Genomic DNA, 25,253 nt, shown 5'->3' on the forward strand with positions numbered 1-25,253 from the left:
GTGCCGGGTTACAGGGCCACTGTCCGTCCCGGAGTGGGGATGCGGAGCCGGTCTTCGAGGCCGGTGGCGGAGAACCGGGCGCGGAGCTCTTCGTGGCCTTCGCTCAAGTGCTTCCAACCCTCTGCATGGACCGGCACGACGGTGGCCGCGTCCAGTTTGCGCGCCGCCTCCACCGCGGCTTCGGCGGTGAGGGTTAGCGCGGCATTATCGAAGGCTCCCACGCGGGCGGCCCCGGCGAAGAGCACCGCCGTGCCGATCGGGGCGAAACGTACCGCGACGGCGTCGACCACGTCCAGCGAGGCGTTGTCGCCGCTGATGTAGACAGTCGGCAGGTCGGATCCTGTCAGGACGAATCCGGTCACGGTACCGGTCACCGGTTCGCATCCTTCCGGTCCGTGCCGGGCCGGGACGGCGGTGACCGTGATCGTGGTCCGATCGGCGGCCTCGAGTACAGTCCGCTCCCACGGGGCCATGCCGGTGACCGTCGCGAGCCGGTCTGCCGCCTCCAGGGTGCCGAGGACCTTGGCTCCGCCGGATTCCACCAGACGCCGACCGGACGCATCCAGGTTGTCCGCATGCTGGTCATGCGAGAGGAGGATGGCGTCCACCACCGGCAGGTCTGCGACTTGAACGGCAGGCCCGGCGGTTTTCACGAGCGTTCCGGCTGCTCCCGGGTACTCGCCGGGTTCATCGAACGTGGGGTCGGTCAGGAACGTCCAGCCGCCGAACTCCAGCAACGCTGTCGGACCGCCAATGTGGGTGATTGCGGTTTCGTTCATGCACCCATGGTGCCCGACGAAGCCGGAGGTGGACAGAGTGGCCGGACACGACGAAGCCCCGCATCCTGAACCAGGACTGCGGGGCTTCGTTTGTGCTGGTGGCTCCGACCGGCGTCGATCCGGTGACCTTTCGATTTTCAGTCGAACGCTCTACCAACTGAGCTACAGAGCCGTGGCAACATCTTGCGATGATCACCGATGGCCTTCCGAATCGCTCCGGAAACCAAAGCGACCCTGACGGGACTTGAACCCGCGACCTCCGCCGTGACAGGGCGGCGCGCTAACCAACTGCGCTACAGGGCCTTGCATTTTTTACGAGACTCAATCCTACCAGCCTTTCGAAGCGGTTCTGACCACTCCAGCGGCTGCCATTCATGACGTCTCGCGTACCCCCAACGGGATTCGAACCCGTGCCGCCGCCGTGAAAGGGCGGTGTCCTAGGCCGCTAGACGATGGGGGCCAGGACCACTTGGGATTCATTTCCCCGCTGTGGACCTATAAAACTATAGGGCCTGTCTGGGGAAAAACCAAAACCGGCCACCGTGACCTGCCGCGGCCGACGCCTGGGAACTTTTAAGCCCGCCGCCCGCAGGTAAAGTCGGCTGCATGCCGATGGAGATGTCCCTGCCGGAATTCGAGGACGCGGTGAACGACGCGATCGACCAGATCCCGGAAGACATCATGCGCGAGATGACCAACGTGGGCATCTTCGTCGAAGAGGAATACCTCCCGCAGCCTTGGGAGGACCCGGAGACGGAACTGCTGGGCGTCTACGAAGGCACTCCGCTCACCGAGAGGGACCACTGGTGGGACGCCGGGTCCATGCCGGACCGAATCGTCGTTTTCCGGGGTCCACTCCAACGAATGTGTTCTTCCCGCGAAGAATTGGTCCACGAGGTCCTGGTCACCGTGATCCACGAAGTTGCCCACCACTTCGGCATCGACGACGACCGTCTCCACGAACTGGGCTGGGGCTGACCGCCGCGCGGCCTAGTTGAACGCAGCTGGCCGGCGAAAGCTGGCCGGCTTCTTCGCCTGCCGACCCGCCTGGCTCGACGCCTACTCGGATGACCGCGGCGGCTCAGCACCTGCGCGGAGGGCCACACTCCCTCGGTGGACCATGCGCGCCCGGCCTCCGCCGCCCTGCAATCCAACTGCTATGGGAAACGAGGGGCCGACACGCCGATCTCTCGGCAATACACCGCAAATGACACTGATGTTGTTTATGTTACTGCTGGGACAAATGTTGCAACTGTGAATGAAGTTGCATATCCTCAACGTGCTGTGTGAATGCAGTTCGGTCTAGTTGGGGTGCCACCAGTTCGCACATTGACCGCTCCGGTCCCAAGGCCGGCCGTCCTGAAAGGGCGCGTGCATTTACAGCGCTCCTAGTAAGGACCCGTTCGGATGAGGCTGCTTCCCGCGGGGCGTCCTGCCCCGCATCGATCGACGAGGCCGATGCGCGCCGTCGTGCTCTTCTCGGCTACCGCCCTGTTAATCTGCGTTCCGGCCCTGGCGCCGGCCGTAGCCGCACCGGCGGGACAGTTGCCGCAGGTGACGTCGCAGCGCATCATCCTGCCGGCGGCACCCACGCTGCCGTCCGGCGAGGAGATCGACGACGCCAAGGGCGATGCAGCGGCCACCCAGGCCCTTGTGGACCGGATCGAAGAGCAGCTCAGGGCAGCTTCTGGAAATCTTGCCAACGCGCAGTTCGATTCAATGCGATCGCAAAACGCCTACAGCGAGTCGCTGTTGAAGCAGCAGGAGCGGACCGCCGAACTCGATGACGCCAAGGCCAAGGCGTCGCAAGCCGCGGAGTACTTCGAGTCGGTCAAGAATCAGGTGGGACAGCTGGCCGGTGAGCTGTACCGGAACGGCGGCGTCAACCCCGCCCTCAGCTCGCTGCTGGACAGCAGGGCAGCCGGCGACGTCCTGTACAAGGCCTCAACTCTCGACGCCCTGACGACGAACCGCTCGCAGACGCTGAGCGAATCCCAGCAGGCCGCCCAGCTGTGGGCATCCTGGGAGCTCTACGTCACGCAGGCCGAAGAGGCCGCGCGGGACGCGGCAGTAGCCGCGGAGGCCGCGGAATCGGACGCGAAGGCCGCCAGCGCCGCACAGGAGCAGCTCGTCGTGCGCTACGAGGAACAGCGGCAGGCCCTCCTGGTGCATCTGGCCGAACTGCGTGGGACCAGCACCGGCGAAGAGGACGCACGCATCACCGCTCTGGAGCGCGCCGAGCAGGAACGAGCGCTCCAGGCCCTGGTCGAGCAGTCGGCGCAGGAGGCCGCTGCGGCCCAGCGGCCCTCCGGCGGCAGTTCAAACGCGCAGGACTCCACGGTTGCGGCGGCCAGTGAAGACATCTCGCCGGCCCGGCCGGCTGCCCCGCCGGCAACCTCCCGGCCGGAAGCTCCGTCCACCCCGCCGGCAACCTCCCGGCCGGCTCCGTCCACTCCGCCACCGGCGTCACGTCCCGCGGCGCCTGCGCCGTCCCGGCCCTCGACGCCCGCCCCGGCCCCGCCTCCGCCGCCGGCCCCTCAACCGGCCCCGGAGCCCAAGCCGAGCCCGGCACCGCCCGCACCGGCTCCGGCCCCCGGCAGCAACGCGGGCATCGCCAACGCTGCCATCAACTACGCGATGGCCCGGCAGGCCGACCCGAAAGCAAAGTATGTCTGGGGCGGCAACGGTCCGGTCGGATTCGACTGCTCCGGTCTGACGCAGCAGGCGTTCGCCAATGCAGGCCGCAGTCTCCCCCGCGTTGCCCAGGCCCAGTTCGACTACGCACCGTACAAGGTGCCGCTTGCCCAGCTCCAGCCGGGCGATTTGGTCTTCTGGGGCGAGCCGAACGCCCTCTGGCACGTTGGCATCTACGTCGGCAACTGGCAGGTGGTCCACGCCCTGAATCCAGAGGTCGGCTTGACCGTCACCAACATCAGCCACATGTACGGCAAGCTGCACACGTTCGGTGCCCGCTGGGCCGTCTAAGGCAGACGCCGCTTAACCGAGCCGGGCCCGGAACCTTTGGGGTTCCGGGCCCGGCCCGTTTCCAAGCTGCTGCTATCCGGTGTCCGGCAGGGGACTGCTATTCGACGTCCGGCAGGGGACCAAAGTTCCGGCGGTCGTCCAGGCGCGGATCGTGCTTGTCCGGTACCACCATGACGGGACCCTTGGCATGGTGCAGCACACCCTGGCTGGTGGAGCCGAGCAACATGCCGGCGAAGCCGCCGCGGCCGCGGGTGCCAACCACCAGCAGTTCGGCGGTTCGTGACGCCTCAATTAACAGTTCCACCGGGGAGCCGTCCTGTACTTCACCGGTGACGTGCAGCCCGGGGAAGTGGCTCTTGAGCCATGCCACGCCGGCGTCGAGCTGCTCACGGATGTCCGCATAGAGCGCCTCGCGGTCCAGCGGTGCCGGCACCCAGGCCAGCGAGCCGGTGAACGGCGGCACGGCGCATATGACCTTCAGCGGATAGCCGAGCCGCTCGGCCTGCTCTGCGGCCACCAGGGTGGCGTTGCGTGCCTGCTCGGAACCATCGACCCCGACCACGACCACCTTCTGGACGTCCTCGGGGCGGATCGCCTGGTCCTTCGACCGTGGAACCTCGATGTCCAAGTCGCCGAGACGCGGCGCGCAGGCCAGCGGAATCGTCACCGTCGGGCAGGAGGCGTGGGCCGGGACAGCGCTGCTCACCGAGCCCAACAACCGGCCCATGAAGCCGCCGCGGCCGCGCGTACCGACCACGACCAGCTCGGCCTGTTCGGAGAGTTCCAGCAGGACCCCGGCGGCGTCGCCGGTTTCCACCCGGGCATCGATATCCAAGCCGTAACCGGTGACTTTGGACACTGCCTGCTCGAGCACGGCTTCGGCGCCTTCGCGGATCACCGAATCATCCAGCGTGGCATAGCCGGCATCCATGCTGGAGGCAGCGAAGACCGGAACGGTGTAGGCGGTCACGACGTGCAGCGGGGTCCTGCGCCGTTGCGCCTCCTCCGCAGCCCAAACCAACGCGCAGATACTCTGATCGGAGCCATCGACTCCGACGACAATGCCGCGGGGTGCGGCGCCCTGTCCGGCGTCTGAACCTGTGGCTTCTGTCATTAGTTCCGCCTCCCTCAACGTCGCGCGGGCCTCCTCGCCCGTTACCCTCAGCTTACTCTGCAACAAGGTGCTTCTCAGTGGCCGAAAAGTTATGTAGGCTTCGATGAAAATTGTGTTAAATAACAGTTTCACAATGCGTTTGCGGGCGGTCCGTCGCCGTCCGAGGTTCTCCCTACCGTCCAAGGAGTCCGTGCAGTGAGTGGCGTTTCCGTACCAGAAGTGCCTACCGAATACACCACCACGGTGGTCATCGGTTCCGGGCTGCCCGGGCTGGCCGTGGCTAGTGAACTGAGCCGCCAGGGCGTGTCATCGATCGTCGTGGAGGGGTTGCTCCCCCAGCCGGCCGACCACGGCCGCCGGTCCCCGTTGGCTGATTCGGCGCACCGGAGCGAACGCAACGACCTGCTGCGCTTGCTGCAGGCGTACGCCGCCAGTCACGCGCTGGACATCCGCCACAGCACCCACGTTTGCGGCGTCACCAAGACGTCGGAAAAAACAGCGCCCGCGGCACCGGCGGATGCGTCCACGCCGCTGGATACCCGCGCGGCCCCCGCGATCAGCAGGGACAAGGACCAGAAGTGGGTGATCCGCACCGAAAACGGCTTGCTCGTAGCCGATTCCATCGTCCTGACGGGCTGCGCGCAAAACCAGATGCGCCGGTTGCTCCGAAGCCTGGGCATCGCGGCCGGCGAAAACCTTGCCTCCGTCCTGAAAGCGATCAGCCTCTACCTGGTCGGCGTGGCGGACCTGCTGGCCCCGAGCACGCGGGAGATCATTCGGCAGGCGAAAGTGGCCGGCAATGCCATCGCTTCCACCTCCCGGCCGGCCGTCGCCTGACTTCGGGAAGGCGGGGAACAGCGGCGTCGTACGCCGCCGCGTGCCGTAGGGGCTAGAATTTTGGGGAAATTCCCGACCATACCACTTACCTGTGGAGGACATTCCCTATGCCCCAAAAGGGAGCAGTAGCCGCCAAGACTTCGGTGCTCGACCGTTACTTCGAGATCACCAAGCGCGGTTCCAACTATTCGCGCGAAATCCGCGGCGGCCTGGCCACGTTCTTCGCAATGAGCTACATCGTGGTGCTGAACCCGCTGGTCCTGGGCGGCGCCGATTCAACCGGCGCCATGCTCGGCGCCGAACGCGTCGCGGCGGTCACGGCCCTCGTGGCCGGCGTGCTGACGATCGTGATGGGGGCGTGGGCCAAGTACCCGTTCGCCCTCGCTACGGGCCTGGGCGTCAACGCCTTCATCGCCATCACCGTTGCCACCAACCCGGGCCTGACCTGGCCCGATGTGATGGGGCTGGTGATCCTCTCCGGCATCACCATGCTGATCCTGGTCCTAACCGGTTTCCGGACCGCGGTGTTCAACGCCGTGCCGCAAAGCCTCAAGACCGCCATCGTGGTGGGCATCGGCATGTTCATTGCCCTGATCGGCCTGGTCAACGCCGGCTTCATCCGCCGCATTCCCGACGCAGCGGGCACCACCGTTCCGGTTGGGCTCGGGTTCGACGGCGTCCTGCTGGGCTGGCCGATCCTCGTCTTCGTCTTCGGCCTCATCCTGACGATCGCCCTGGTGGTCAAGAAGGTCAAGGGCGGCATCCTGATCGGCGTCATCGCCGCGACCGTGCTCGCGGTGGTCATCGAGGCAGTAGCCGACGTCGGCCCGTCGATGGGTCCCGACGGCCCCAATCCGCTGGGATGGTCCCTGGTGGTGCCCGAGCTGCCGAGCGGCAGCTGGGTGGGACTGCCTGACCTGTCCCTGATCGGCCAGGCCAGCCTCTTCGGTGCCTTCGGGACGCTGGGTGTCACGGCCGCTTCCCTGCTGGCGTTTGCGATCCTGCTGAGCATCTTCTTCGACGCCATGGGCACGATGGTCGGCCTGGCCAACGAGGCCGGGCTGACCGACAAAGAGGGCAACATCCCGCATGTTGACCGCGTGCTGCTGGTCGACGCCGCGGGGGCCATCGCCGGCGGTGCGGGATCCGTCTCCTCAAACCAGATCTACGTCGAGTCCGGCGCCGGGATCGGCGAAGGCGCGCGCACCGGCCTGGCCAACGTTGTCACCGGCCTGCTGTTCCTGGTGGCCATGTTCTTCACGCCGCTGATCTCGCTGGTGCCGTTCGAGGCTGTGGCGCCGGCCCTCGTCGTCGTCGGTTTCATGATGGTGTCGCAGGTGGGCAAGATCGACTGGTCCGACTGGGGCGTGGCCATCCCCGCCTTCCTGACGTTCACGCTCATGCCCTTCACGTATTCGATCGCCAACGGCCTGGGCGCGGGCTTTATCGCTTATGTGCTGGTGCGCACGTTCCAGGGCCGGGCCAAGGACATCCACCCGCTGATGTGGGCGGTGGCCGCGGCCTTCGTGCTCTTCTTCTGCATGGGCCCGGTCGAGCAGCTCATCGGTTTCCGCTGACCGCAGGTCAGCCGAGGCGAAAGGGACCGGTACCGCCCGCAACGGGTGGCACCGGTCCCTTCGGTTTTACTCGCTTGGCTTGCGCCGTCGCGTCTAGGCCTGGGCCCGCACTTCTGCTTCCGTGCGTGCCAGGTCGGCCCGGTCCAGGTCGCGCAGGGAGGCGCCCTTCGTTTCGCGGGTGAAGATCACTGCCACGACGGTGATGGCCGAAGCGACCACCAGGTACAAGGCAACCGGCAGCCAGTGCTCGAAGTCCTTCAGCAGCGTGGAAGCGATGATCGGGGCGAGCGAACCGGCGAAGATCGACGTCACCTGATAGCCCAGCGAGACACCGGAGTAGCGCATCCGGGTCGGGAACATCTCGGCCATGATGGCCGGCTGCCCCGCATACATCAGCCCGTGCACGGCAAGGCCCAGGAAGATCGCGGCCAGGATGATGATCGGGTTCTGCGTGTCGAACATCGGGAAGGCGACGAAGGCCCAGACCCCCGACAGCACGGCGCCGGCCATGTAGACCGGGCGGCGGCCAATGTTGTCCGACAGGCGCCCGTAGAACGGGATCACGACGAAGTGGAAGGCGTGCGCCAGGATCAGCAGGCCCAGCACCGTGGTGACATCGAAGTCGTGAACGGTCTTCAGATACGTGATGGAGAAGGCCACCACGATGTAGTAGATGATGTTCTCCGCCACGCGCAGCCCCATGGCAGTGAACACGCCGCGCGGGTACTTCTTCATCACTTCCACGACGCCGTAGGACGTGGACTTCACCTTGGCAGACTCGGCCTGGGCTTCCAGGAAGATCGGCGCCTCGGTGACCTTGGTGCGGATGTAGTAGCCGACGAGCACGATGACTGCAGAGAGCCAGAAGGCAACGCGCCAGCCCCAGGCCTGGAACTCGGCCTCAGAGAGGATGCCGGACATCACCCACAGCACTACCGTGGCCAGCATGTTGCCCATCGGCACACCCGCCTGCGGCCAGGACGCCCAGAAGCCGCGCTTGGCAGCCGGGCTGTGCTCGGCCACCAGGAGGACCGCGCCGCCCCATTCGCCGCCGATGGCAAAACCCTGGACGAACCGCAGCACCACCAGCAGGCCCGGTGCCCAGTAGCCGATCTGGTCGAACCCTGGCAGGCAGCCCATCAGGAACGTGGCGGCACCGATCAGGATGATGCTCACCTGCAGCAGCTTCTTCCGGCCCAGCTTGTCGCCGAAGTGGCCGAACACGATCCCGCCCAGCGGCCGGGCAATGAAGCCGACGGCGAAGGTGACGAAGGCGGCGATGATCGCGTCCAGTTCGGTGCCCGCATTCGGGAAGAACAGGGCACCGAAAACCAGCGTGGCCGCGGTGGCATAGAGGAAGAACTCGTACCATTCCACGACCGTGCCGGCCATGGAAGCGGTGACGACCTTGCGCAGGACCGACGGCGGCGACTCGTGCGTCGTGCCGGATCCGGGTCCGGTGGGGGTAGCGTGGGCGCTCATCATTCTCCTTGCATGGCGTGCGGATACTGCGGCGTTTGCCGCCGGACTCCCCCCGCACGCTGTGAGTGTGGTCACAATCAGACGTAGCCGAGTATTCCCCGGTCCCGCATGTGCATCAATGACAAACTTTGCAGGCATGGTCTGCAAAGATGCAGATATGCCTCCCGCGCCCCAGTCCGCCAAGCCGGACGACCTGATCATCCTCCTCGCGGTCGCCCGCACCGGCCGGTATACCTCGGCGGCCGAAAACCTGGGCCTGAACCACACCACTGTCTCCCGTCGCATCGCCGCCGTCGAAAAGGCCCTGGGCGGCCGCGTGTTCTCCGGGGCGCCGGGCGGCTGGGAGCTGACCGACCTGGGCCGCAAGGCGGCAGCGGTGGCCGAGCGGATCGAAGAATCGCTGACGGAGCTCGGGCGCACGCCGGATCAGGCCGACCGGTTGGCCGGGGTCGTGAGGATGTCCGCCACCGACGGTTTCAGCGCGTTCGTCGCCGCCCCGGCGATTGCCCGCCTGCAGCAGCACCATCCCAGGCTCAGCGTGGAGATCGTTACCGCCGCCCGCCAGGCCTCGCAACACCGGCCGGGCCTGGATTTCGAAGTCGTCGTCGGGCGGCCGCAGGTTATCCGTGCCCGATCCATCCGGCTGGGCAACTATGTGCTGGGCCTCTACGGTTCCCGGGACTATCTGGCGGAACACGGCGCACCGGACAGCGTGCGCGCGGCCATGAACCACCCGCTGGTCTATTTCGTGGACTCCATGCTGCAGGTGGACGATCTCGACGCCGCGCGCCGCTTGCTGCCGGCGATGGCCACCGCCCTGGGTTCCACCAACGTGTTCGTCCACGTAGAGGCAACCCGCGCCGGTGCCGGCCTCGGCCTGCTGCCCTGCTTCATGGCCAACCGCCACCCGGATCTGGTCCGCATCCTGCCGGGGGAACTGGAGGAGCGGCTCGGCTACTGGCTGGTGGCACGTCCGGAGTCGCTGCGGCAGCCGGCGGTGGCGGCGGTCGTTGATGCGCTCAGGCGCGAGACCCGCAGCCGGGAAGCCGAGCTGCTGGGGAAGGGGACCGGCGGTCAAACGCGGTGAAAGGATTAATGACCGAGATGCCGGGCACTGGACCTAACTTGGGGGGATTAGGTTGTCAGCACCCGGCATCCGGCGCCGGATCGAATCCGGCTGAGCAGACATAGCGCTCCAGCCACCATCCATAGTGTCGAAGCCGTTCTTTCTATGCCTGCCTCCGGAGAGCCAGCCGCAAGCGGCTCACTCCCGGGCCTAGTACGGCCGCTGCACGGCCGTTCGTGTCCATCTTACAAACAATTTCCGGCCGAAGTCATAACGTTCCGGGAAAGGCCCCTAATTGGCCGGCCGGTCTTGCCGGATCGCCGATCCTCTGCAAAACTTCTCTACCCTCGGCCCGTCCCACAGCTGTGCCGGCACGGCACCGTGCAGCAACTCCCGGACGAGTCCCGGACCGGTTCCCAGCGGCTGGTCGCTGGCCGCGATCACCACGTTTCCGTGCCGGCGGCCCTTGAGCATTGGCGGATCGGCAATGATCACCCGATGCTCGAACACCTCGCCGATGGTCGCGGCCTCCTCGCGGGCACCGGCCAGCTGGGGCGTATCGCCGCAGTTCACCAGGTAGATCCCGCCGGGCGAGAGGACGCGCCGCGCCGCCCGGGTGAATTCCAGCGTGGTCAGTCCGTACGGGGTCTCGCTGCCGGAGAAGACGTCGCGGACCAACAGGTCCCGGCTGTCCTCGCTCAGTGATTCGGTGACCGCCCTCGCTTCGCCCACCCTGATGCGCACCAACGGCGCACGCGGGATGTCGAACCACTGGCGCACCAGGTCGGCCAGCTTCGCGTCGATCTCGACGACGACCTGCCGCGCCTGCGGGTAGGCGGCCGCCAGGTAGCGGGCCATTGAGCACGCTCCGCCGCCCAGGTGGAGGGCCCGCAGCCGTGCCTCGGGGCCCCAGCGGGATGCGATCAGCGCCGCCATCCAGCGCATGTATTCGAAGTCCAGCCGCATCGGATCGCCGACCACCACGTGGGAGGACTGGACGCCGTTGATCTTCAACAGCCAGCTGTCCGCCGAATCGGGTTCGCGGACCAGCTCGGCGATCCCGGAGGAAATTTCGTAGCGTCCCTCGGCGGGCCCGCCTGACGCCTCCGGCTCCCGTGCCGTCTCGGCACGGGTGCTTCGCCGCGCCATCGGCTACTTGACCAGCGCCAGCGCGAAGCCGTCCCAGCCCTTGCCGCCCACGGTCTGGATCGCGGTGGCGTCCAAGCGCTCGTCGGAGCCCAGCAGCGCCAGTGCATCGCGGGTACCGCGGATGTCGCGGTCCTCCGCGCTGGCGTCGCCGCCGTTGGTCAGCACCTTGCCGGAACGGACCACGTTATCCACCACAATCAGGCTGCCGGGACGGGTCAGCTGCAGGGCCCACTCAACGTAGTGCCGGTTGTTTTCCTTGTCCGCGTCAATGAACACCAAGTCGAACGGCCCGACATTCTCGTCGGCCAGTTGCGGCAGGGTTTCCAGCGCCGCGCCTACCCGGATGCTGACTTTCTCCGCGACGCCGGCGGCCTCCAGGTTCCGCTGCGCCACCTCGGCGTGCCGCGGTTCGTACTCGCAGCTGACCACCTCGCCGTCGTCCGGCAGTCCGCGGGCCAACCAGATGGTGCTGTAGCCACCGAGCGTGCCGATCTCCAGCACCTTGCGCGCACCGGTCAGCCTGGCCAGCAGCATCAGCAGCTTGCCCTGGGTTGCGCTCACCTCGATCGCGGGCAGGCCTTCTTGTGCGGCCCCCTCCCGGGCCGCGACCTGGGACGGGTCCTCCCCCACCAAGGTGACGGTCAGGTAGTCTTCGACGGCGGTCCACGCCGCTGCCGCATCGACGTCCGGCATGCCCGGCTGGACGGTCACTGCTGCTCCTGCTCGGCGATGGCAGCCTCCAGCCGGTCCACCTTGCCGTTGAGCTCGCCGTAGTATCCCGGACGAATGTCCGCCTTGAGCACCAGCGACACGCGGGATCCGTGACGGCCCACGGCCTCGGTGGCACGCTTGATCACGGCCATCACCTCGTCCCACTCGCCCTCGATGGTGGTGAACATCGCGTCGGTATGGTTCGGCAGCCCGGATTCCCGGACGATCCGGACGGCCTCGGCCACCGCGTCATGGACCGAGGCGTCATGGGGTGCGGGACCGGCGACGGGCACCCCGGAGGGTGCAACAGAGAAGGCTACAAGCATGGCCTCAGTCTTCCACAGCACCCGTGCCGGCGCACAGGTCCGGTGTCACCTGCCGCAACCGGGAGGCCTCAGGCAGCACTGTACGTGACGCACTTTACATGCATATGCATAAAAAATGGCGCGTCCTGGAGCTAAACTGGACGTGCGGGTTCGCACCCGCACGTTCCGCCGCACCGTTCCGCCGGTTGCCTGCGGAATGCCACCATCCGCGCCAAGCCAAAGGAGACCCCATGAAAGCCTGGCAGTTCACCAATACCCACGAGCCGCTTGAACTGAACGAAGTCGAGGAGCCGACCGCCGCACCCGGCGGCGTCGTCATCGACATCAAGTCGGCCGGGTTGTGCCACTCCGATGTCGGCATGCTTGAGGACGAGGGCTGGCTCTCGACGCTGGCCAAGCGCCCCATCACCCTCGGCCATGAGGTTGCCGGCGTCATCACCGAGGTCGGCGAAGGCGTCACCGACTGGAAGGTCGGCGACCGCGTGGGCTGCTGCCCGACCACCCCGGCCGGCGCTCCCGGCTACGCCTTCGACGGCGGCTTCTCCTTCAAGACCGCCATCGACCAGCAGGCCCTTGTCCGCATCCCGGATAACGTCAGCTTCGCCCAGGGCGCGGCCGGCACCGATGCCGGCATGACCAGCCACCACGCCGTCATCGCCAACGGTCAGGTCAAGGCCGGCGACAAGGTCGGCATCATCGGCTTCGGCGGCCTGGGCTCCATTGGCGCCCGCGTGGCCGTGTTGGCCGGCGCCGACGTCTACATCGCCGAGGTCAACGAGAAGATCTGGGACCAGGCCAAGGAGATCGGCGCCAAGGACGTGGCGAAGTCCATCGCCGAGTTCAAGGAGATCGGCCTGGACGTCATCGTTGATTTTGCCGGCTTCGGCACAACCACCGCCGAGGCCATCGAGACGGTCCGCCGCGGCGGCCGAGTGGTCCAGGTCGGCATGGGCCGGCTGGAATCGACCATCAGCACCAAGGCCCTGATTCTTTCCGAGGTCACCCTGGTCGGCTCGCAGGGCGGCACCAGGGACGACGTGCAGGGCGTCTACGATTACTTCGCCACCGGCAAGCTCACTCCGACCATCACCGAGATCACCTTCGAGGAGATCCCGGAGGGCCTGGAGAAGCTCAAGAAGGGCGAAGTCGTCGGGCGCCTGGTCGCCAAGATCGCAGACTGACCCTTAGCTGCAAGATTGACGACGGCGGTGCGCACCGCCGTCGTCAATCTGCCTTAAGCCGTTTTCCGCGGTTGCGGTCCGCCCGCGGTTACCCCCAGCCGGCCAGGCGGAGCAGCGCGGCCGCGGCGGCACCGGCGATGACCACCACCAGGAACGGCGCGCGCAGCAGCAGGGCGACGGCGGCGGCCAGCAGGGCCCCGACCCGGGCGTCGAACGCCAACTGCTGGCCGGTGGAGAAGGCGTTGACAACGGTCAGCGAAGCGAGCAGCCCGATGGTCATGGTGGCGGCGACCCGGGACATCCGCTGGTTCTTCATCCACTTGGCGGGCACCAGATAGCCTGCCAGCTTCGTGAGGTAGGAGATGAGGCAGGCGGCCAGTATCCAGATCCACAGGCTCATGGCGTCTCCCTTCCGTCCCCGGTGCCGGCCGGGTCGTCGCGTCCCGCGGCCCGGCGCTCGGACCTGGCGAGCGTGCGGGGGCCGTCGTGCTCGGAATACGGCTCCTCGTAGGGCTCGATGTCCGGCGCCATGCCGGCCGGAATGGGTTTGTGGGTGAACCAGCCGATGGCAGCCGCGACCGCCGCCGCCACCAGGATGGGCACGCCGCTGGGCACGAACGGTACGGCAAGCAGGGTGGCCAGGGCGCAGGCAATCGCAATGGCAGCCGGTTCCTTGCCTTTCAGCCTCGGCCACAGCAGCGCCAGGAACGCGGCAACGGCGGCTCCGTCCAGGCCCCACTGCCTCGGATCCCCCAAGGCGTTGCCGGCCAAGGCGCCCACCAGGGTGAATAGATTCCAAAGCAGGAATATGCCCACGCCGGCGGTCCAAAAACCGCGCCGCTGCTCGCCGGGGTCGTCCTGGCCGGACGCCGTGGCGGTGGATTCGTCGATGGTCACGTGGGCGGCCAGCGGCCGCCACCAGCGGGACGGCGAGACGAGGGCGTTCATCTGCATGCCATAGATGCCGTTGCGGATACCCAACAGGGCGGAGGCCGTCATGGCGGCCAGGCCGGTACCGCCGCCGCCGATCACGCCGATGAAGGCGAACTGGGAGCCGCCGCTGAACAGCAGCAGGCTCAGCGCCATGGTCTGCCAGAGGTTGAGCCCCGATGCCACCGACAGCGCGCCGAAGGACACCCCGTACAGCCCTGTGGCGATGGAGATGGACAGCCCCACTTTAACGGCCGGGGACTGGAGAAACTTCACCCGTCTACAGTAGCCGGGAAGGCTGCCGCAGCGCCCCGCCCCCAGCCGTGGATACCTCTGTGGAAACTGTGGACACGGCCGGGGAAGCGGCTGCGGCTACACGGCTTCCTGCGCGTGGCCGTTGATGGCGTCCGCCGCACGGATCAGCGCCAGGTGCGAGAACGCCTGCGGGAAGTTGCCGGCCATCCGTTTGTTCACCGTGTCGTACTCCTCGGCCATCAGCCCCAGGTCGTTCGCGTAACCGACCAGCCGGTCCATCAGGTCGCGGGCGTCGCCGATCCGCCCGGAGCGGGCATACTGTTCCACCAGCCAGAAGCAACAGGCCAGGAACGGGTGCTCGCCCGGAGCCAGCCCGTCCAGCCCCGACTCGGTCCGGTAGCGCAGGATCAATCCGTCCGCATCCACCAGCTCCCGCTCCAGGCGGGCGACGGTACCCAGCATCAGGTCGTCGTCGTACTTCACGAAGCCCACCTGCGGCAGCACCAGCAGCGAGGCGTCCACCTCGGTGCCGTCATAGGTCTGGGTGAAGGAGTTGATCTCGCGATTGAAGCCGTGCTCCATGATCTCTTCGCGCAGCGTGTCGCGCAGCTCCGCCCAGTGCTCGGCTTCGCCGTCCAGGCCGTGCTCCTGCACCGCCCGCACACCGCGGTCGAACGCCGCCCACATCATCACCCGGGAGTGGGTGAAGTACTTCCGTTCGCCGCGCATCTCCCAGATGCCCTGGTCCTTCTGGTCGAAGTGCCTCTCGATGTAGTGCAGCATGGCCTTCTGCAGCGGCCAGGAGAAATGGTCCTCGGTGCCGCCCATGTTGCGCAGCTTCTCCAGCGCGACCATGACCTCGCCGATCACGTCCGCTTGGTACTGGCCCACCGCGCCGTTTCCCACCCGGACCGGTGCCGACCCTTCATAGCCGGGCAGGTGCGGGATGATCCGTTCCTCCAGGTCGCGTTCCCCGGCCACCCCGTACATGATCTGCAGGTCTTCGGGATCGCCGGCCACCGCGCGCAGCAGCCAGTTGCGCCACTGCAGCGCCTCGTCTTCGTAGCCGTGGGTCATCATCGATTCGAGCGTCAACGCCGCATCGCGCAGCCAGACGTAGCGGTAGTCCCAGTTCCGTTCCCCGCCGAAGGACTCCGGCAACGAGGTAGTCGGCGCGGCGACGATCCCGCCGGTCGTCTCGTGCGTCATCGCGCGCAGCACCAGCAGGGAACGCTTGACGATGCCGTGGTAGTCCCCCTGGGGCGGGAACCGTGAACACCAGTCCTGCCAGTACTGCACCGTTTCCGCCAGCGCGGCATCGACGTCGATCCCCGGCGGCACCGTCCGGTGGGACGGGAACCAGCACAGTTCAAAGTCGACCGTCTCGCCGGCCTTGACCGTAAATTCGCCTTCGTGCCGGCGGTTCGCGGCGTGCGGCAGGTGCTCCCCGTGCAGCACCAGCGCGTCCGGGCCGGCGATGGCGACGATCGATTCCCGGCCGGTAGTTTCGTCGTGCACGCGGTTCACCCACGGCACCACGTCCCCGTAGTGGAACCGCATGATCAGCTCCTGCCGGATGGTCATTTCGCCGGAAAGGCCCTCAACCCTGCGGACAAGGGATGCCCGGCGGTCGCCCACCGGCATGAACTCGGTCACCAGCGCCTCGCCGGTGTCGCTCTTCCAGCGGGTCTGCAGCACAAACGTCGACTCAATATACGAGCGTTCAACGACGACGGCGGACGGCGCCTCTGCTGCCTGTGCGGCCTGTGCGGCCTCCGCGCCCTCTACGGCAACCGTGGTGTCGTTGCGGTCTCCCGCAGCCTCGGTGCGGGCCGGTGCCGACACAACGCCGCCGCGGGACAAGGTGTCCGTGATGGTCGAGCGTGCGGTCCCCTGCCCTGCCGTCGTCGGGCCGCCGGTGCCGCCGGTGGCGGCCAGGGATGGGCCGGTTTCCGTGGCGCTAGTGGCTCCCACGGATGCGCCGGCCTCGGCGGTGCCGGCCGCGTCGCCGGTTTGTCCGGCTTCCGCGGCCCCGGTCCTCACCGCGGCAGTCTTGCCGGCCTCGTCCGTCGCGGACCGCCCGGGGTTCCCCGGGGCTGCCGACACTGCTTCATCTTGTTCCCGCGTGGACACCGGCGGCCTGCTGCGTTGGACTTCCAACGGGTCCTTGCCCGGTTTGCCGTGCACCTCCGCCCCCATCGGTTCCCCGCCCTGCGGATGCGCACCGTCCGGGGCCAGCAGCCAGCGGCCGTGCCCGGGGTACCCGAGAAGCGCACCGAAGACGGAGGGAGAGTCGAAGCGGGGAAGGCAGAGCCAGTCCATGCTTCCGGACCGGGACACCAAGGCTCCCGTGTGCAGATCCGATATGAGTGCGTAGTCCTCAATTGGAGATGCCATTTCTCCACTCAATCACACGGGACCCCGGTTGCGGCAACGGCAATTTTTCAGGCCGGCGCGGCCTGCAGCTGCCTGCGAACCGCGGCCGGCCGGTTGGTAGTGATTTCGCCGAAGCCCAACTCCCGGCACAGCTCCACGTCCTGCGGATCGTCCACCGTCCAGACGCGGAACTGCGTGCCGGCGTCGAGCCAGCGGCGGATGAGCGGCAGATGCGAGCGCACGTAGTCCACGCCGGGTCCGGCCCACCCGACGCGGTGCGCTTCGATGAGCCCTTCGCCTTCGGACAGCGCCCGCCGCAGCAGTACGGCGACGGCGCCGACGGTCAACTCGCCCATCATCAGGCTGGCCTTGAGTTCCTCGGCGTCGATGTCGTCCAGGAGTTGGCAGAGATACTGGCCGGGGATGTGGTCGGCCAGGTATTTCACGGCGTCCGGGTGGAAGCTCATGAAGGACAGCTGAATGTTGTTTAGCCGGGAGGTTTCCGGATCCCAGCCCTCCGCCATCAGGTACTTGAGCACCTCGTCTTCCAGCTCCTGCCCGTACGGGCTGGGGTGCTTGAGCTCTATGGCCAAGCCCAGCGGCCGGCCGGCTTCCCGCATCAGGTCCACCAGGTCGTCCAGCGTCACCAGTTGGTCGGCGGTGCCGCCGTACTCGGCCGGAATCGGCGTGCCCTTCCACGAACTGACGTCCAGTTGCAGCAGCTCGTCCAGCGTGTGATCGGACACGTTGCCGGTACCGGTGGAGGTGCGGTCCAGCGTGAAGTCGTGGAAACAGACCAGCCGGCGGTCCTTGGTCAGGTGGATGTCGCACTCAATCCCGTCGGCGCCGTCGGCGATCGCCTGCAGGTAAGCGGCCCTCGTATTCTCCGCGTACTGCTCGCTGGAACCACGGTGGGCGTAGATCCTCTGGTGCATAAATTCACCGTACGCGATGACCGGACATCCGGACCCGCCGTAGGGTTGACTGATGGGTGAACGAACGATGATCGTTCGGCAATTCGGTTTCGGAGGCAACATGGGCACTCAGACGGGCGGCGGCGTCGCACCTGAAACGGTGGAAGGGCAGACGGCCGGATACGCGGCGCAAAACATCCCGGGAAGCGCGCCGAGAGGCAGTACAAGCCAGGTTTCCGTGTTGCCGGACAGCGTCCGTGCCGCTGGCCTGCGGCGGATGAAACTGCTCGCCACGGGGTTGCTGCTGGTTTTGGCGGTGGTCTTCGTGGTGTCCTTCGCGCTGCAGGACCGCTACCCGTGGCTGAGCTATGTCCGGGCCGCGGCCGAGGGCGGAATGGTGGGCGCACTCGCGGACTGGTTCGCCGTGACCGCACTGTTCAAACACCCGATGGGGCTGAAGATTCCGCACACCGCGATCATCCCGCGCCGCAAGGACCAGATCGGCGCGAGCCTGGGCCAGTTCGTGGAAGAGAATTTCCTGGCCGAGGACGTGGTCAAGGCCAAGATCGGCTCCCTGGGGATCACTGCGAAGGCCGGTCTCTGGCTGGAACGGCCGGAAAACACCGAACGGATTGCCCGCGAGGGCGCCACGGCGATCCGCGGAGCCTTGACGGTCCTCAATGACGAGGACGTGCAGGAACTGATTGAGTCACTGGCCCGCCGGCACTTGATCGACCCGCAGTGGGGGCCGCCGCTGGGCCGGCTGGCCGAGCACCTGCTGCGCGACGGACACCACCTGAAGCTGGTGGATCTGCTGCTGGACCGCGCCGCCGACTGGGTGTTGGACAACCAGGACACGGTGGCGCGACTGGTATCGGACCGCTCACCGACCTGGGTCCCGCCGTTCCTGGATTCGCTGGTCGGCGACAAGGTGCATCTGGAGTTGTACAAGTTCCTCATCGCAGTGCAGGCCGACCCGGATCATCCGATGCGCCAGCAGTTGGACGGGTACCTGAACTCCCTGGCGCAGGACCTGCAGCACGATCCGGAGATGATGGCGCGGGTGGAAGCGATCAAGCACAACGCCTTGGGCGACCCCGAAGTGCGTTCACTGGCGGCCCGCACATGGGAGACGCTGAAGACCGCCCTGTTGGAGGCGGTGGAGGACCCCCAGAGTGGGTTGAGCCTGACGTTCAAGCGGGCGGTCCGGGACTTCGGCCACCGGCTGGCCACCGACGCGGAGCTGGCCGCCAAGATCGACGGCTGGATCGAGGAGTCCGCCGGGTACCTGGTCCGCACCTATCGTTCGCAAATTGCCGCCGTGATCACCGAAACGGTGGAGCGCTGGGATGCGCAGGAGACGTCGCGGAAAATCGAACTCCAGGTGGGCCGCGACCTGCAGTTCATCCGGATCAACGGCACCGTGGTCGGCTCCCTGGCCGGGCTGGCGATCTTCACGGTGGCCACCGCCGTCTTCGGCTAGCCGGCGCTAGGCTCCCTGTGGAGCATCCGCTCCAGTTCGTGACTAGTGCTCCGGTTTGAACCGGAGCACTAGCCCGAAACGGAGCGCAAGGTCCGCCGCGCGGCTCCTAGCCCGCCCAGAGAAAGCGGAGCCGTTGGCCGGGCCGCGTCTGGGCCAGCAGCGGGAGGTCGGCCGCTTCCACCACGGCCGGCACGGGATAGCCGCCGGTCACCGGATGGTCGGCCAGGAATACGGTGGGCAAGCCCGACGGCGGCACCTGCACCGCGCCGGTGACCATGCCTTCGCTGGGCAGTTCCCGGTCGACCGCGCGCTGCAGCGGCAGGCCCAGCAGGCGCAGCCCGATCCGGTTGCTCTCGGCGCTGACCGTCCAATGGCCCAGCACCAGGCGCTGGCGCGCGTCGGCGGTGAACCAATCCAACCGCGGCCCGGGGCGCAGCCGCACTGTCACGGCAGCGGCGGGCGGCAGCGGCACCGGCGTCCAGCGGGAATCGACGGCGGGCCGCTGGCCGGGAACGGGCGCTTCGCCCGCGGCGGGTCCTTGGCCAGTACCGGCGAGCGCGGCGGCGACGTTCGAACGGGTCCGCGCGTTCAAACCGGTTTCCTCGGCCGGTGGAACAGCCCCGGTCTCCACCACGTCCCCGTCCCGCAGCGGAGCCGGCCCCATGCCGGAGAGCAGATCCGTGGCCGCCGATCCCATCAGGGTGTCGGCCACGATGCCGCCGACCACCGCCAGGTAATACCTCAGCCCGGACGCGGCGGGGGCGATTTCCAGCCGCTGGCCGGCACGGACACGGAAGGGCCGGTAAAGATCCGGGTGGTCCTTCCGCGGCCGGCCCGCTGCCGGGGATTTCGCCGCCGGGACCGCCGAACCCGCCACCGAAAGTTTGCCCGAGGCCCCGGTCACCGCCACCACCGTGTCGGCGCCGAACTGCAGGACAGCGCCGCCCAGCAGCAGCTCCAGCCCGGCCGCGGTTTCGGGGTTTCCGACCAGCCGGTTGGCCGTGCGCAGTGCCCGGTGATCCAGTGCGCCGGACGGGCTCAGCCCGATCGCGGCATGGCCCGGCCGGCCGAGGTCCTGCACCAGGAGTTGCGGTCCCGCCGTGACCACGGTGATCACCGGCTACACCGCCCTGAACCGCACGCGCGTTCCCGGCGAAATCAGCGCCGGCCGCTCCCGCGCGGCGTCCCACATCCGTACATCGGTCCTGCCAATCAGCCGCCATCCACCGGGCGACGCGGAGGGGTAGATGCCGGTGAACTCGCCCGCCAGGCCGACCGATCCGGCCGGCACCCGGGTCCGCGGTTCGGCCAGCCGCGGTACCTGCAGCGGGTTCCCGGGGGCCACCAGATACGCGAAGCCCGGCGCGAAGCCGGTGAAGGCGGCACTCCATTCGCACTGCTGGTGCCGCCGCATTACCTCGGCCTCGCTCACGCCCAGGATGCGCGCCACCTCCGGCAGGTCCTCCCCGGAGTAGTCCACCTCAACCGTGACCTCGTCGCCGGTGGTGCGTGCGCCGCCGTCGTGCGGTGGGGTGTGTTCCAGCCAGCGGCGGACGACGTCGGCGGCCGCCGGTTCGTCGAAGGTCACCAGGATGGTGCGGGCCGCGGGAACCAGCTCCGTCACGCCTGGCGGCGGCGCAACCTTGAGGGCGTTGTAGTGCGCGAGGACGTCGTCGAGGGTGTCGAATTCGGCGAGCAGGGCGGCCGCGCCGAAGGGCAGGATCCGCACCCTACCGTCCAGGGGTGGGCGGCGCGGAGGGAAAGGGAACGGGTGCCGCGCCGGCGGCACGGGAATCGCCGGCGTCGGGCGGGCGGTGGCCGGCCCCGTTGCGGGCCGCACCCGTGAAGGGACGCAGGGGGATCCCGGCCGCGGCCAGCCGTTCCCGGACCAGCCGCGCCATCGCCACCGCGCCCGGGGTATCGCCGTGGACGCAGAGCGAATCCGCGGCTCCGCTACGGGCGAAGTCCACGGCCCGGTCGGCAATTTGCTCCAGGTCTTCCAGCAGGGCGCCGGGCTCGCCGCGCGGAATTAGCGTTCCGTCCGCCCGGTAGCCGCGATCCACGAACGCCTCCCGGAACACCGGGAGTCCGGCGGCGGCCGCCAGCTCAAGCGCCGCGGATCCGGGCAGCCCCAGGAGGGGAAGCCGGGGGTCGAAGGCGCCGATGGCTTCCACCACCGCCGCGGCCTGGCTACGGTCGTGGACTATCCGGTTATAGAGCGCGCCGTGCGGCTTCACGTAAGCCACACGTGCTCCCGCGCTCCGGGCGATCCGGTCGAGGGCGGCGAGTTGGGCAGCCACGTCGGCGGTCAGGTCGGCCGCCGCGACGTCCAGGGTCCGGCGGCCGAATCCGGCCCGGTCCCGGTAGGAAACGTGTGCGCCCACCGCCACCCCGTGTTCCAGGGCGCGGCGGCAGCTGCCCAGCATCGTCTCGTCATCGCCGGCATGGTAGCCGCAGGCGATGTTCGCGCTGGTGATCAGCGGAAACATCGCGGCGTCGTCGCCCATCAGCCGCCCGTCGACCGATTCACCGAGATCGCTGTTCAGGTCGATGCCCGGCCGGCCCCCCGATTCAGCTCCGCGTACCGCATCGCCGCCGCCGGCAGGTCGGCTGCCGGATGCTGTCACGGCCCGGTTCCCTCCTCGACGGGTCCGCCGGCGGAGCGGCCGCGGGCGTCGCCGTCCTGGTCAGCGGACGCCTCGAGGGCCGCCGGCGCCTTCCGCCTGCGGCCGGGCAGCCTCTCCAGCATGCCGGCGGCGACCCGGCCGGGCACCGCCGGCAGCTCGCCCAGCCGGTACCGGTTGTCGGTTAAATCCTCCACCAGGGACATCGGCAGCACCAACGGGGGCTCCCCGAAGGCGGTCCGGGTGGCGTCGATGACGCGCCGGCCCATCACGTGGTTGCCGGCACCCCCGACCGCAGCGCCGATGCCGAAGGGAACCGCCCGGCCGAGCATCGCCGTCCCCTGCTTGGCCAGCAGTTTGGTCAGGAAACGCTTCTTCATGCTGTCCACCAGCGAGCTGACCATGCCGGAGGGCATGCTGCTGCCCACCGCGTTTCCCCAGGCCCGCGACGGATTTCCGCCGCGGCCGCCGGCCTGCCCGGCGAACTCCTTGATCAGGGAGCTGCCCTCGTCGCCCATCAAGATGGCCATCACCATGGCCTGGGAGCGCTCCGGGTTCTCCGTATCGATGCCATGCAGTTCGGCGATCGACTGGGCGAACAGGGCAGTGGCTTCCAGGAAGCCCACAGTTGCCGCCGCGGAAAGGCCCAGTGCCGCCACCGTGCCGACGCCCGGTACGACGGCGGATGCCCCAACCGCGGCACCGCCAGTGGTCACCGCGGCCAGGTATTTCTTTTCCAACTTCGCGGCCAGCTCGGCCGGCGTTGCGTCCGGGTTCTTGCGCCGCAGCCGGTCCAAGTGGGCCAGTACCAGCGGCCGCTGGACGTCGAGCGCCTTCATGATGCCGGTCGTTACGCCGGGCTTTGGGTTGCCGTGCTTGTCGAATGCCGCATCGGCGGCGACGCGCATGGCTGGATTGATCTTCCGTCCTCTGGCCACAAACCCTCCTGGAGCAATCAGCACCGTGATGGTGTTCCGGCCTTAAGCGTAAGTCACCGGTTGCGGGACGTTCCTCCCAACACCAAGTATGCTGACAAAGCACCGCGTACTTCCTGTACGACGGCCGGAGGCAGCGCCTGCTGCGCCGGCCGCCCAACCCAAAGGAGTTGCTGGCTATGAGAATCGGATCATCAATTGCCTTGATTGCTATCGGCGCAATCCTGGCCTTCGCCGTTGCTGACGTCGTGGATTTCATCGACCTGACGCTGATCGGCTGGATCCTGATGGGTGTCGGCGTGCTCGGCCTGATCATCTCCATCATCATGGCCATTCCACGCCGCGAGCACCGCGTGACGGAAAGCCGCCGCGTCGAGGATCCGAACACGGGCGAGACCGTCCGGCGGGACGAAACCCGCGGCCTCTAAGCATTCCGGCTGAGGCACGGCCTGCCCGCGCCCCACGGCCCGCGGGCAGGCCCGCCGTCGGCGATCAACGGGGTTTCTTGCTGCCCAGCGCCACGAGGGACAGGACAATGCCCGCCCCGCACACCAGCGTGGCCAGGTAGGCCAGGCCCACACCGTCCTCGCCGCCCATGCCCAGCGTCAGGCTGAGCGGCAGCCAGAGCACGGCCCAGCCGAGCACCGCGAACAACGGCGCATACCGCTCGCCGCGGGCCGTCCAGCGGTAGGCAAAAACCGCGAGGACGACGACGGCGATGGCGCCGGCCAGGGCGAAGCCCGCCAAGGTGCCGCCGCCCTCCGGGGCCTGCCGCAAGCCCAGTGAGAAGGCTGTCATGGTGTCGACGGCCACGACGACGACGCCCGCGGCGATGGCGAACTGCAGGACGTTGCCGGCCTGGATCAGCAACATCCGCCGCACGTCGGGCCTCATAGCGTATTCCTCCCCTAGCTCCGCCCGCTCGGGCGCCCTCCTGCCACCCTATATAAGGCACAGGGCACCCGGTTCCCCGGGCGCCATCCGCAGGACCGGCTTGCCTTCAACACGGCGGCGCACCTTGGAACAGGCGGCGCACCTTGAAACAGGGCAGTGCCCCGGCGGAATCTTCCACCGGGGCACTGGTCGGCGCTCTGCCGGCAGGTGTTACCAGCGGACCTTTTTCTCGGGCGGTCCCTGCCGGCCGCTGGCGTGCTTCGGCTTGTGGCTGTTGCCGATGCTGTGCCAGCCAGCCAGGTCGCCGGCATTCGCCGCACGGCGGGAGGCCAGCCTCGCCTGTTGCTCCTCGGTCAGTTTGGCCGCGGCGGCCGGAGCGAGGTGGATGTTTAGTTCACGGGATTCGGCGGGCTTATGCGCCCGCGGATCGATGTCAGTCATGGCTCTCCTTCGATATTTCAGGAGCCTGCTGGAAACTGGTCCGCCGCACCAGTCGTAGAGACTGGAGACGCCACAATACCCGGAGCATCATCCGGGTGAGAGCGGGGGTGGGATCAGGGAACCACTCGCGAGGTACAGCCTCAGCAAGCCTTGTTTGGTTGTCGGCTTGACCGGTCCAAGACCTGGTTACTCGAAAATCAGAATTCCCATGGCGCACAGCCTAACAGCGCCGCCCGGCGTCCGGTAGATTCAAGCAAAGGCCGGCGAGAAGGGGGACCATGTCCGCATCACAGTTCGACCAGCGGTACGACGCGATCTACCAGCGCGGCGGTGAAGCGGCCGGCACTCCGCGGACGGCGGCCCGGCCGGCCGCGGCCCGGCTTCCCCAGCCCGTCACCACTCCGGAGGTCCGGTTGAACCCCGCATCCTCCACGGCCGCAACGAATTCGACCGTTGCGACGGACCTGAGCGCCGACGGCGCAGCCCAGGCGACCGGGATTGCCGAAGTCATTCCGCCCGACGCCGTCGTGACGGCGGGGACGGCAGCGGCGCCGAACCGCTGGAAGGTCAATCCGTTCCTGGCGGCGATGTGGGTGCTGGGCCTGGGGCTGGCCGGGTTCGGAGTCTGGGGTTCGATCGCACCGCACTTCATCGAGATGGACGCCATGCTCGGCCCCACCGGCATCTACGGGCCGCCGTGGATTTTCGTCCTGACCTCCATCGCCCCCATGGTCCTGATCGCCGGGCTGCTCACCGTCGCCGGCACCTTGACCTTGCACGCCGTCAGCTGGATGCGCCGGCACCCCTGACCGCACCCGCCAGGCGGCGGGAACCCGGCATATTGCGTCTGCCGGATCCTATTCGGGGCTTTCGGGCCACTCGACGTGCGGCTCGTACTCCGGATGCTTGTGCAGCCAATCCGCAATGTACTCGCAGTACGGCACGATCTTCCTCCCGTCGGCGACCACGTCGTCCAGCGCATGGCGTGCCAGCTTGCCGGCGAGGCCCCGGCCGGCAAACTCATCGAACACCCGCGTATGGGTGAACGCCACGGTTCCGCCGTGTGCCTGAATCTCGGTGTACCCGGCCAGGGACCCGGCGGCCAGCACCTCGTAGCGCCTGAGATCCTCGTTCAGCTGGAAAGAGAGGTTGTCAGCCATAGCCCGAGCCTGACACACGCGGGCGGCGGTGCAA

Annotated in this window: 26 protein-coding genes and 3 tRNA genes; 9 read left to right on the top strand and 20 right to left on the bottom strand. The window is 67.9% G+C overall.

Translation table 11 applies throughout. The features are described 5' to 3' along the window. Positions 1–8: 8 nt before the first annotated feature. The 4 genes from AC5RVS_RS02070 to AC5RVS_RS02085 all read right to left on the bottom strand — a co-directional run bounded on the left by AC5RVS_RS02070 (position 9) and on the right by AC5RVS_RS02085 (position 1,239). Positions 9–779, bottom strand: a complete 771-nt coding sequence (locus AC5RVS_RS02070; RefSeq protein ID WP_494106936.1) for an MBL fold metallo-hydrolase — start codon at positions 777–779, stop codon at positions 9–11. A gap of 96 nt (positions 780–875) precedes the next feature. Beyond that, positions 876–951 (bottom strand) — tRNA-Phe (locus tag AC5RVS_RS02075). 57 nt (positions 952–1,008) lie between these two features. Then, a tRNA-Asp gene (locus AC5RVS_RS02080) sits at positions 1,009–1,082 on the bottom strand. Positions 1,083–1,166: 84 nt separating this feature from the next. Continuing rightward, positions 1,167–1,239, bottom strand: a tRNA-Glu gene (locus tag AC5RVS_RS02085). A 152-nt stretch (positions 1,240–1,391) separates the two neighbouring features. Here AC5RVS_RS02085 and AC5RVS_RS02090 point away from each other — a divergent pair. Then, positions 1,392–1,757, top strand: coding sequence for a metallopeptidase family protein (locus AC5RVS_RS02090; RefSeq protein ID WP_494107297.1), 366 nt, complete (start codon positions 1,392–1,394; stop codon positions 1,755–1,757). Positions 1,758–2,186: 429 nt separating this feature from the next. Further along, complete coding sequence (locus AC5RVS_RS02095) at positions 2,187–3,764, top strand: C40 family peptidase (RefSeq protein WP_494106937.1); 1,578 nt, start codon at positions 2,187–2,189, stop codon at positions 3,762–3,764. A 97-nt stretch (positions 3,765–3,861) separates the two neighbouring features. Here AC5RVS_RS02095 and AC5RVS_RS02100 read toward each other — a convergent pair whose 3' ends face one another. Continuing rightward, entirely contained in the window at positions 3,862–4,878 is a 1,017-nt protein-coding gene (locus AC5RVS_RS02100; RefSeq protein ID WP_494106938.1) for a universal stress protein, read from the bottom strand. A gap of 195 nt (positions 4,879–5,073) precedes the next feature. Between AC5RVS_RS02100 and AC5RVS_RS02105 the strand changes: the two genes are divergently transcribed. Together AC5RVS_RS02105 and AC5RVS_RS02110 are read left to right on the top strand one after the other, a co-directional pair. Continuing rightward, a complete protein-coding gene (locus AC5RVS_RS02105) occupies positions 5,074–5,715 on the top strand; it encodes an FAD-binding protein (protein WP_494106939.1) in 642 nt (213 codons plus the stop codon). A 107-nt stretch (positions 5,716–5,822) separates the two neighbouring features. After that, positions 5,823–7,292 (top strand): NCS2 family permease, encoded by a 1,470-nt coding sequence (locus AC5RVS_RS02110; RefSeq protein ID WP_494106940.1) that lies wholly within the window; start codon positions 5,823–5,825, stop codon positions 7,290–7,292. A gap of 93 nt (positions 7,293–7,385) precedes the next feature. Here the strand turns inward: AC5RVS_RS02110 and AC5RVS_RS02115 are convergent, their stop codons facing one another. Then, positions 7,386–8,774 (bottom strand): MFS transporter, encoded by a 1,389-nt coding sequence (locus tag AC5RVS_RS02115; RefSeq protein ID WP_493988510.1) that lies wholly within the window; start codon positions 8,772–8,774, stop codon positions 7,386–7,388. A gap of 157 nt (positions 8,775–8,931) precedes the next feature. Between AC5RVS_RS02115 and AC5RVS_RS02120 the strand changes: the two genes are divergently transcribed. After that, positions 8,932–9,861: a LysR family transcriptional regulator gene (locus AC5RVS_RS02120; RefSeq protein WP_493988509.1), complete on the top strand. Its 930-nt coding sequence runs from the start codon at positions 8,932–8,934 to the stop codon at positions 9,859–9,861. 270 nt (positions 9,862–10,131) lie between these two features. Here the strand turns inward: AC5RVS_RS02120 and AC5RVS_RS02125 are convergent, their stop codons facing one another. From AC5RVS_RS02125 to AC5RVS_RS02135, 3 genes are read right to left on the bottom strand one after another with little or no spacing between them, the layout of a single operon-like run. Next, positions 10,132–10,989 carry a spermidine synthase gene (locus tag AC5RVS_RS02125; protein ID WP_494106941.1) on the bottom strand — a complete coding sequence of 286 codons (858 nt, stop codon included), beginning with the start codon at positions 10,987–10,989 and terminating at the stop codon, positions 10,132–10,134. A 3-nt stretch (positions 10,990–10,992) separates the two neighbouring features. Continuing rightward, positions 10,993–11,682, bottom strand: coding sequence for an O-methyltransferase (locus AC5RVS_RS02130; protein ID WP_494107298.1), 690 nt, complete (start codon positions 11,680–11,682; stop codon positions 10,993–10,995). A 14-nt stretch (positions 11,683–11,696) separates the two neighbouring features. Beyond that, entirely contained in the window at positions 11,697–12,026 is a 330-nt protein-coding gene (locus tag AC5RVS_RS02135) for a thiamine-binding protein (protein WP_493988507.1), read from the bottom strand. 230 nt (positions 12,027–12,256) lie between these two features. On the opposite strand from AC5RVS_RS02135, the gene AC5RVS_RS02140 reads away from it, so the two are divergent. Continuing rightward, positions 12,257–13,207: a zinc-binding dehydrogenase gene (locus tag AC5RVS_RS02140; protein WP_493988506.1), complete on the top strand. Its 951-nt coding sequence runs from the start codon at positions 12,257–12,259 to the stop codon at positions 13,205–13,207. A gap of 88 nt (positions 13,208–13,295) precedes the next feature. Here AC5RVS_RS02140 and AC5RVS_RS02145 read toward each other — a convergent pair whose 3' ends face one another. The 4 genes from AC5RVS_RS02145 to AC5RVS_RS02160 form a co-directional block, all read right to left on the bottom strand. Further along, positions 13,296–13,607: an AzlD domain-containing protein gene (locus tag AC5RVS_RS02145; RefSeq protein WP_493988505.1), complete on the bottom strand. Its 312-nt coding sequence runs from the start codon at positions 13,605–13,607 to the stop codon at positions 13,296–13,298. After that, the gene (locus AC5RVS_RS02150) at positions 13,604–14,413 is read right to left on the bottom strand and encodes an AzlC family ABC transporter permease (RefSeq protein WP_493988504.1); all 810 of its coding nucleotides are present in this window, start codon (positions 14,411–14,413) and stop codon (positions 13,604–13,606) included. Before AC5RVS_RS02150 ends, AC5RVS_RS02145 begins: the two co-directional genes overlap by 4 nt. 96 nt (positions 14,414–14,509) lie before the next feature. Next, positions 14,510–16,789, bottom strand: coding sequence for a glycoside hydrolase family 15 protein (locus tag AC5RVS_RS02155; protein ID WP_493988503.1), 2,280 nt, complete (start codon positions 16,787–16,789; stop codon positions 14,510–14,512). A gap of 47 nt (positions 16,790–16,836) precedes the next feature. Beyond that, a complete protein-coding gene (locus AC5RVS_RS02160; RefSeq protein WP_494106942.1) occupies positions 16,837–17,703 on the bottom strand; it encodes a glycerophosphodiester phosphodiesterase family protein in 867 nt (288 codons plus the stop codon). 256 nt (positions 17,704–17,959) lie between these two features. Here AC5RVS_RS02160 and AC5RVS_RS02165 point away from each other — a divergent pair, with 256 nt between their 5' ends. After that, the gene (locus tag AC5RVS_RS02165) at positions 17,960–19,165 is read left to right on the top strand and encodes a DUF445 domain-containing protein (RefSeq protein ID WP_493988903.1); all 1,206 of its coding nucleotides are present in this window, start codon (positions 17,960–17,962) and stop codon (positions 19,163–19,165) included. Positions 19,166–19,271: 106 nt separating this feature from the next. Here AC5RVS_RS02165 and AC5RVS_RS02170 read toward each other — a convergent pair whose 3' ends face one another. From AC5RVS_RS02170 to AC5RVS_RS02185, 4 genes are all read right to left on the bottom strand, one after another. After that, on the bottom strand, positions 19,272–20,282 hold the full coding sequence (locus tag AC5RVS_RS02170; RefSeq protein WP_494106943.1) for a 5-oxoprolinase subunit C family protein: 1,011 nt from the start codon (positions 20,280–20,282) through the stop codon (positions 19,272–19,274). A gap of 3 nt (positions 20,283–20,285) precedes the next feature. Then, positions 20,286–20,894 (bottom strand): 5-oxoprolinase subunit B family protein, encoded by a 609-nt coding sequence (locus AC5RVS_RS02175; protein WP_494106944.1) that lies wholly within the window; start codon positions 20,892–20,894, stop codon positions 20,286–20,288. A 1-nt stretch (position 20,895) separates the two neighbouring features. Further along, on the bottom strand, positions 20,896–21,717 hold the full coding sequence (locus AC5RVS_RS02180) for a LamB/YcsF family protein (RefSeq protein ID WP_494107299.1): 822 nt from the start codon (positions 21,715–21,717) through the stop codon (positions 20,896–20,898). Positions 21,718–21,788: 71 nt separating this feature from the next. Beyond that, positions 21,789–22,727: a hypothetical protein gene (locus AC5RVS_RS02185; protein WP_494106945.1), complete on the bottom strand. Its 939-nt coding sequence runs from the start codon at positions 22,725–22,727 to the stop codon at positions 21,789–21,791. A 176-nt stretch (positions 22,728–22,903) separates the two neighbouring features. Between AC5RVS_RS02185 and AC5RVS_RS02190 the strand changes: the two genes are divergently transcribed. Beyond that, the gene (locus tag AC5RVS_RS02190; RefSeq protein ID WP_494106946.1) at positions 22,904–23,152 is read left to right on the top strand and encodes a DUF6458 family protein; all 249 of its coding nucleotides are present in this window, start codon (positions 22,904–22,906) and stop codon (positions 23,150–23,152) included. A gap of 64 nt (positions 23,153–23,216) precedes the next feature. Here the strand turns inward: AC5RVS_RS02190 and AC5RVS_RS02195 are convergent, their stop codons facing one another. Both AC5RVS_RS02195 and AC5RVS_RS02200 read right to left on the bottom strand, forming a co-directional pair. Beyond that, a complete protein-coding gene (locus tag AC5RVS_RS02195; protein ID WP_494106947.1) occupies positions 23,217–23,618 on the bottom strand; it encodes a hypothetical protein in 402 nt (133 codons plus the stop codon). A gap of 210 nt (positions 23,619–23,828) precedes the next feature. After that, the gene (locus AC5RVS_RS02200) at positions 23,829–24,059 is read right to left on the bottom strand and encodes a hypothetical protein (protein WP_494106948.1); all 231 of its coding nucleotides are present in this window, start codon (positions 24,057–24,059) and stop codon (positions 23,829–23,831) included. Positions 24,060–24,337: 278 nt separating this feature from the next. On the opposite strand from AC5RVS_RS02200, the gene AC5RVS_RS02205 reads away from it, so the two are divergent. Then, positions 24,338–24,868, top strand: coding sequence for a hypothetical protein (locus AC5RVS_RS02205; protein WP_493988495.1), 531 nt, complete (start codon positions 24,338–24,340; stop codon positions 24,866–24,868). Between the two features lie 48 nt (positions 24,869–24,916). Here the strand turns inward: AC5RVS_RS02205 and AC5RVS_RS02210 are convergent, their stop codons facing one another. Continuing rightward, a complete protein-coding gene (locus tag AC5RVS_RS02210; RefSeq protein WP_493988494.1) occupies positions 24,917–25,219 on the bottom strand; it encodes a GNAT family N-acetyltransferase in 303 nt (100 codons plus the stop codon). Positions 25,220–25,253 lie beyond the last annotated feature (34 nt).

It is taken from the genome of Arthrobacter sp. Y3221048 (assembly GCF_059092685.1).

What these genes read in the sequence shown, in the direction of transcription:
- AC5RVS_RS02070 (WP_494106936.1), bottom strand. Translation starts at nt 779, where the DNA reads ATGAACGAAACCGCAATCACCCACATTGGCGGTCCGACAGCGTTGCTG.
- AC5RVS_RS02090 (WP_494107297.1), top strand. Translation starts at nt 1,392, where the DNA reads ATGGAGATGTCCCTGCCGGAATTCGAGGACGCGGTGAACGACGCGATC.
- AC5RVS_RS02095 (WP_494106937.1), top strand. Translation starts at nt 2,187, where the DNA reads ATGAGGCTGCTTCCCGCGGGGCGTCCTGCCCCGCATCGATCGACGAGG.
- AC5RVS_RS02100 (WP_494106938.1), bottom strand. Translation starts at nt 4,878, where the DNA reads ATGACAGAAGCCACAGGTTCAGACGCCGGACAGGGCGCCGCACCCCGC.
- AC5RVS_RS02110 (WP_494106940.1), top strand. Translation starts at nt 5,823, where the DNA reads ATGCCCCAAAAGGGAGCAGTAGCCGCCAAGACTTCGGTGCTCGACCGT.
- AC5RVS_RS02115 (WP_493988510.1), bottom strand. Translation starts at nt 8,774, where the DNA reads ATGAGCGCCCACGCTACCCCCACCGGACCCGGATCCGGCACGACGCAC.
- AC5RVS_RS02120 (WP_493988509.1), top strand. Translation starts at nt 8,932, where the DNA reads ATGCCTCCCGCGCCCCAGTCCGCCAAGCCGGACGACCTGATCATCCTC.
- AC5RVS_RS02125 (WP_494106941.1), bottom strand. Translation starts at nt 10,989, where the DNA reads ATGGCGCGGCGAAGCACCCGTGCCGAGACGGCACGGGAGCCGGAGGCG.
- AC5RVS_RS02130 (WP_494107298.1), bottom strand. Translation starts at nt 11,682, where the DNA reads ATGCCGGACGTCGATGCGGCAGCGGCGTGGACCGCCGTCGAAGACTAC.
- AC5RVS_RS02135 (WP_493988507.1), bottom strand. Translation starts at nt 12,026, where the DNA reads ATGCTTGTAGCCTTCTCTGTTGCACCCTCCGGGGTGCCCGTCGCCGGT.
- AC5RVS_RS02140 (WP_493988506.1), top strand. Translation starts at nt 12,257, where the DNA reads ATGAAAGCCTGGCAGTTCACCAATACCCACGAGCCGCTTGAACTGAAC.
- AC5RVS_RS02145 (WP_493988505.1), bottom strand. Translation starts at nt 13,607, where the DNA reads ATGAGCCTGTGGATCTGGATACTGGCCGCCTGCCTCATCTCCTACCTC.
- AC5RVS_RS02155 (WP_493988503.1), bottom strand. Translation starts at nt 16,789, where the DNA reads ATGGCATCTCCAATTGAGGACTACGCACTCATATCGGATCTGCACACG.
- AC5RVS_RS02160 (WP_494106942.1), bottom strand. Translation starts at nt 17,703, where the DNA reads ATGCACCAGAGGATCTACGCCCACCGTGGTTCCAGCGAGCAGTACGCG.
- AC5RVS_RS02165 (WP_493988903.1), top strand. Translation starts at nt 17,960, where the DNA reads ATGAAACTGCTCGCCACGGGGTTGCTGCTGGTTTTGGCGGTGGTCTTC.
- AC5RVS_RS02190 (WP_494106946.1), top strand. Translation starts at nt 22,904, where the DNA reads ATGAGAATCGGATCATCAATTGCCTTGATTGCTATCGGCGCAATCCTG.
- AC5RVS_RS02195 (WP_494106947.1), bottom strand. Translation starts at nt 23,618, where the DNA reads ATGAGGCCCGACGTGCGGCGGATGTTGCTGATCCAGGCCGGCAACGTC.
- AC5RVS_RS02200 (WP_494106948.1), bottom strand. Translation starts at nt 24,059, where the DNA reads ATGACTGACATCGATCCGCGGGCGCATAAGCCCGCCGAATCCCGTGAA.
- AC5RVS_RS02205 (WP_493988495.1), top strand. Translation starts at nt 24,338, where the DNA reads ATGTCCGCATCACAGTTCGACCAGCGGTACGACGCGATCTACCAGCGC.
- AC5RVS_RS02210 (WP_493988494.1), bottom strand. Translation starts at nt 25,219, where the DNA reads ATGGCTGACAACCTCTCTTTCCAGCTGAACGAGGATCTCAGGCGCTAC.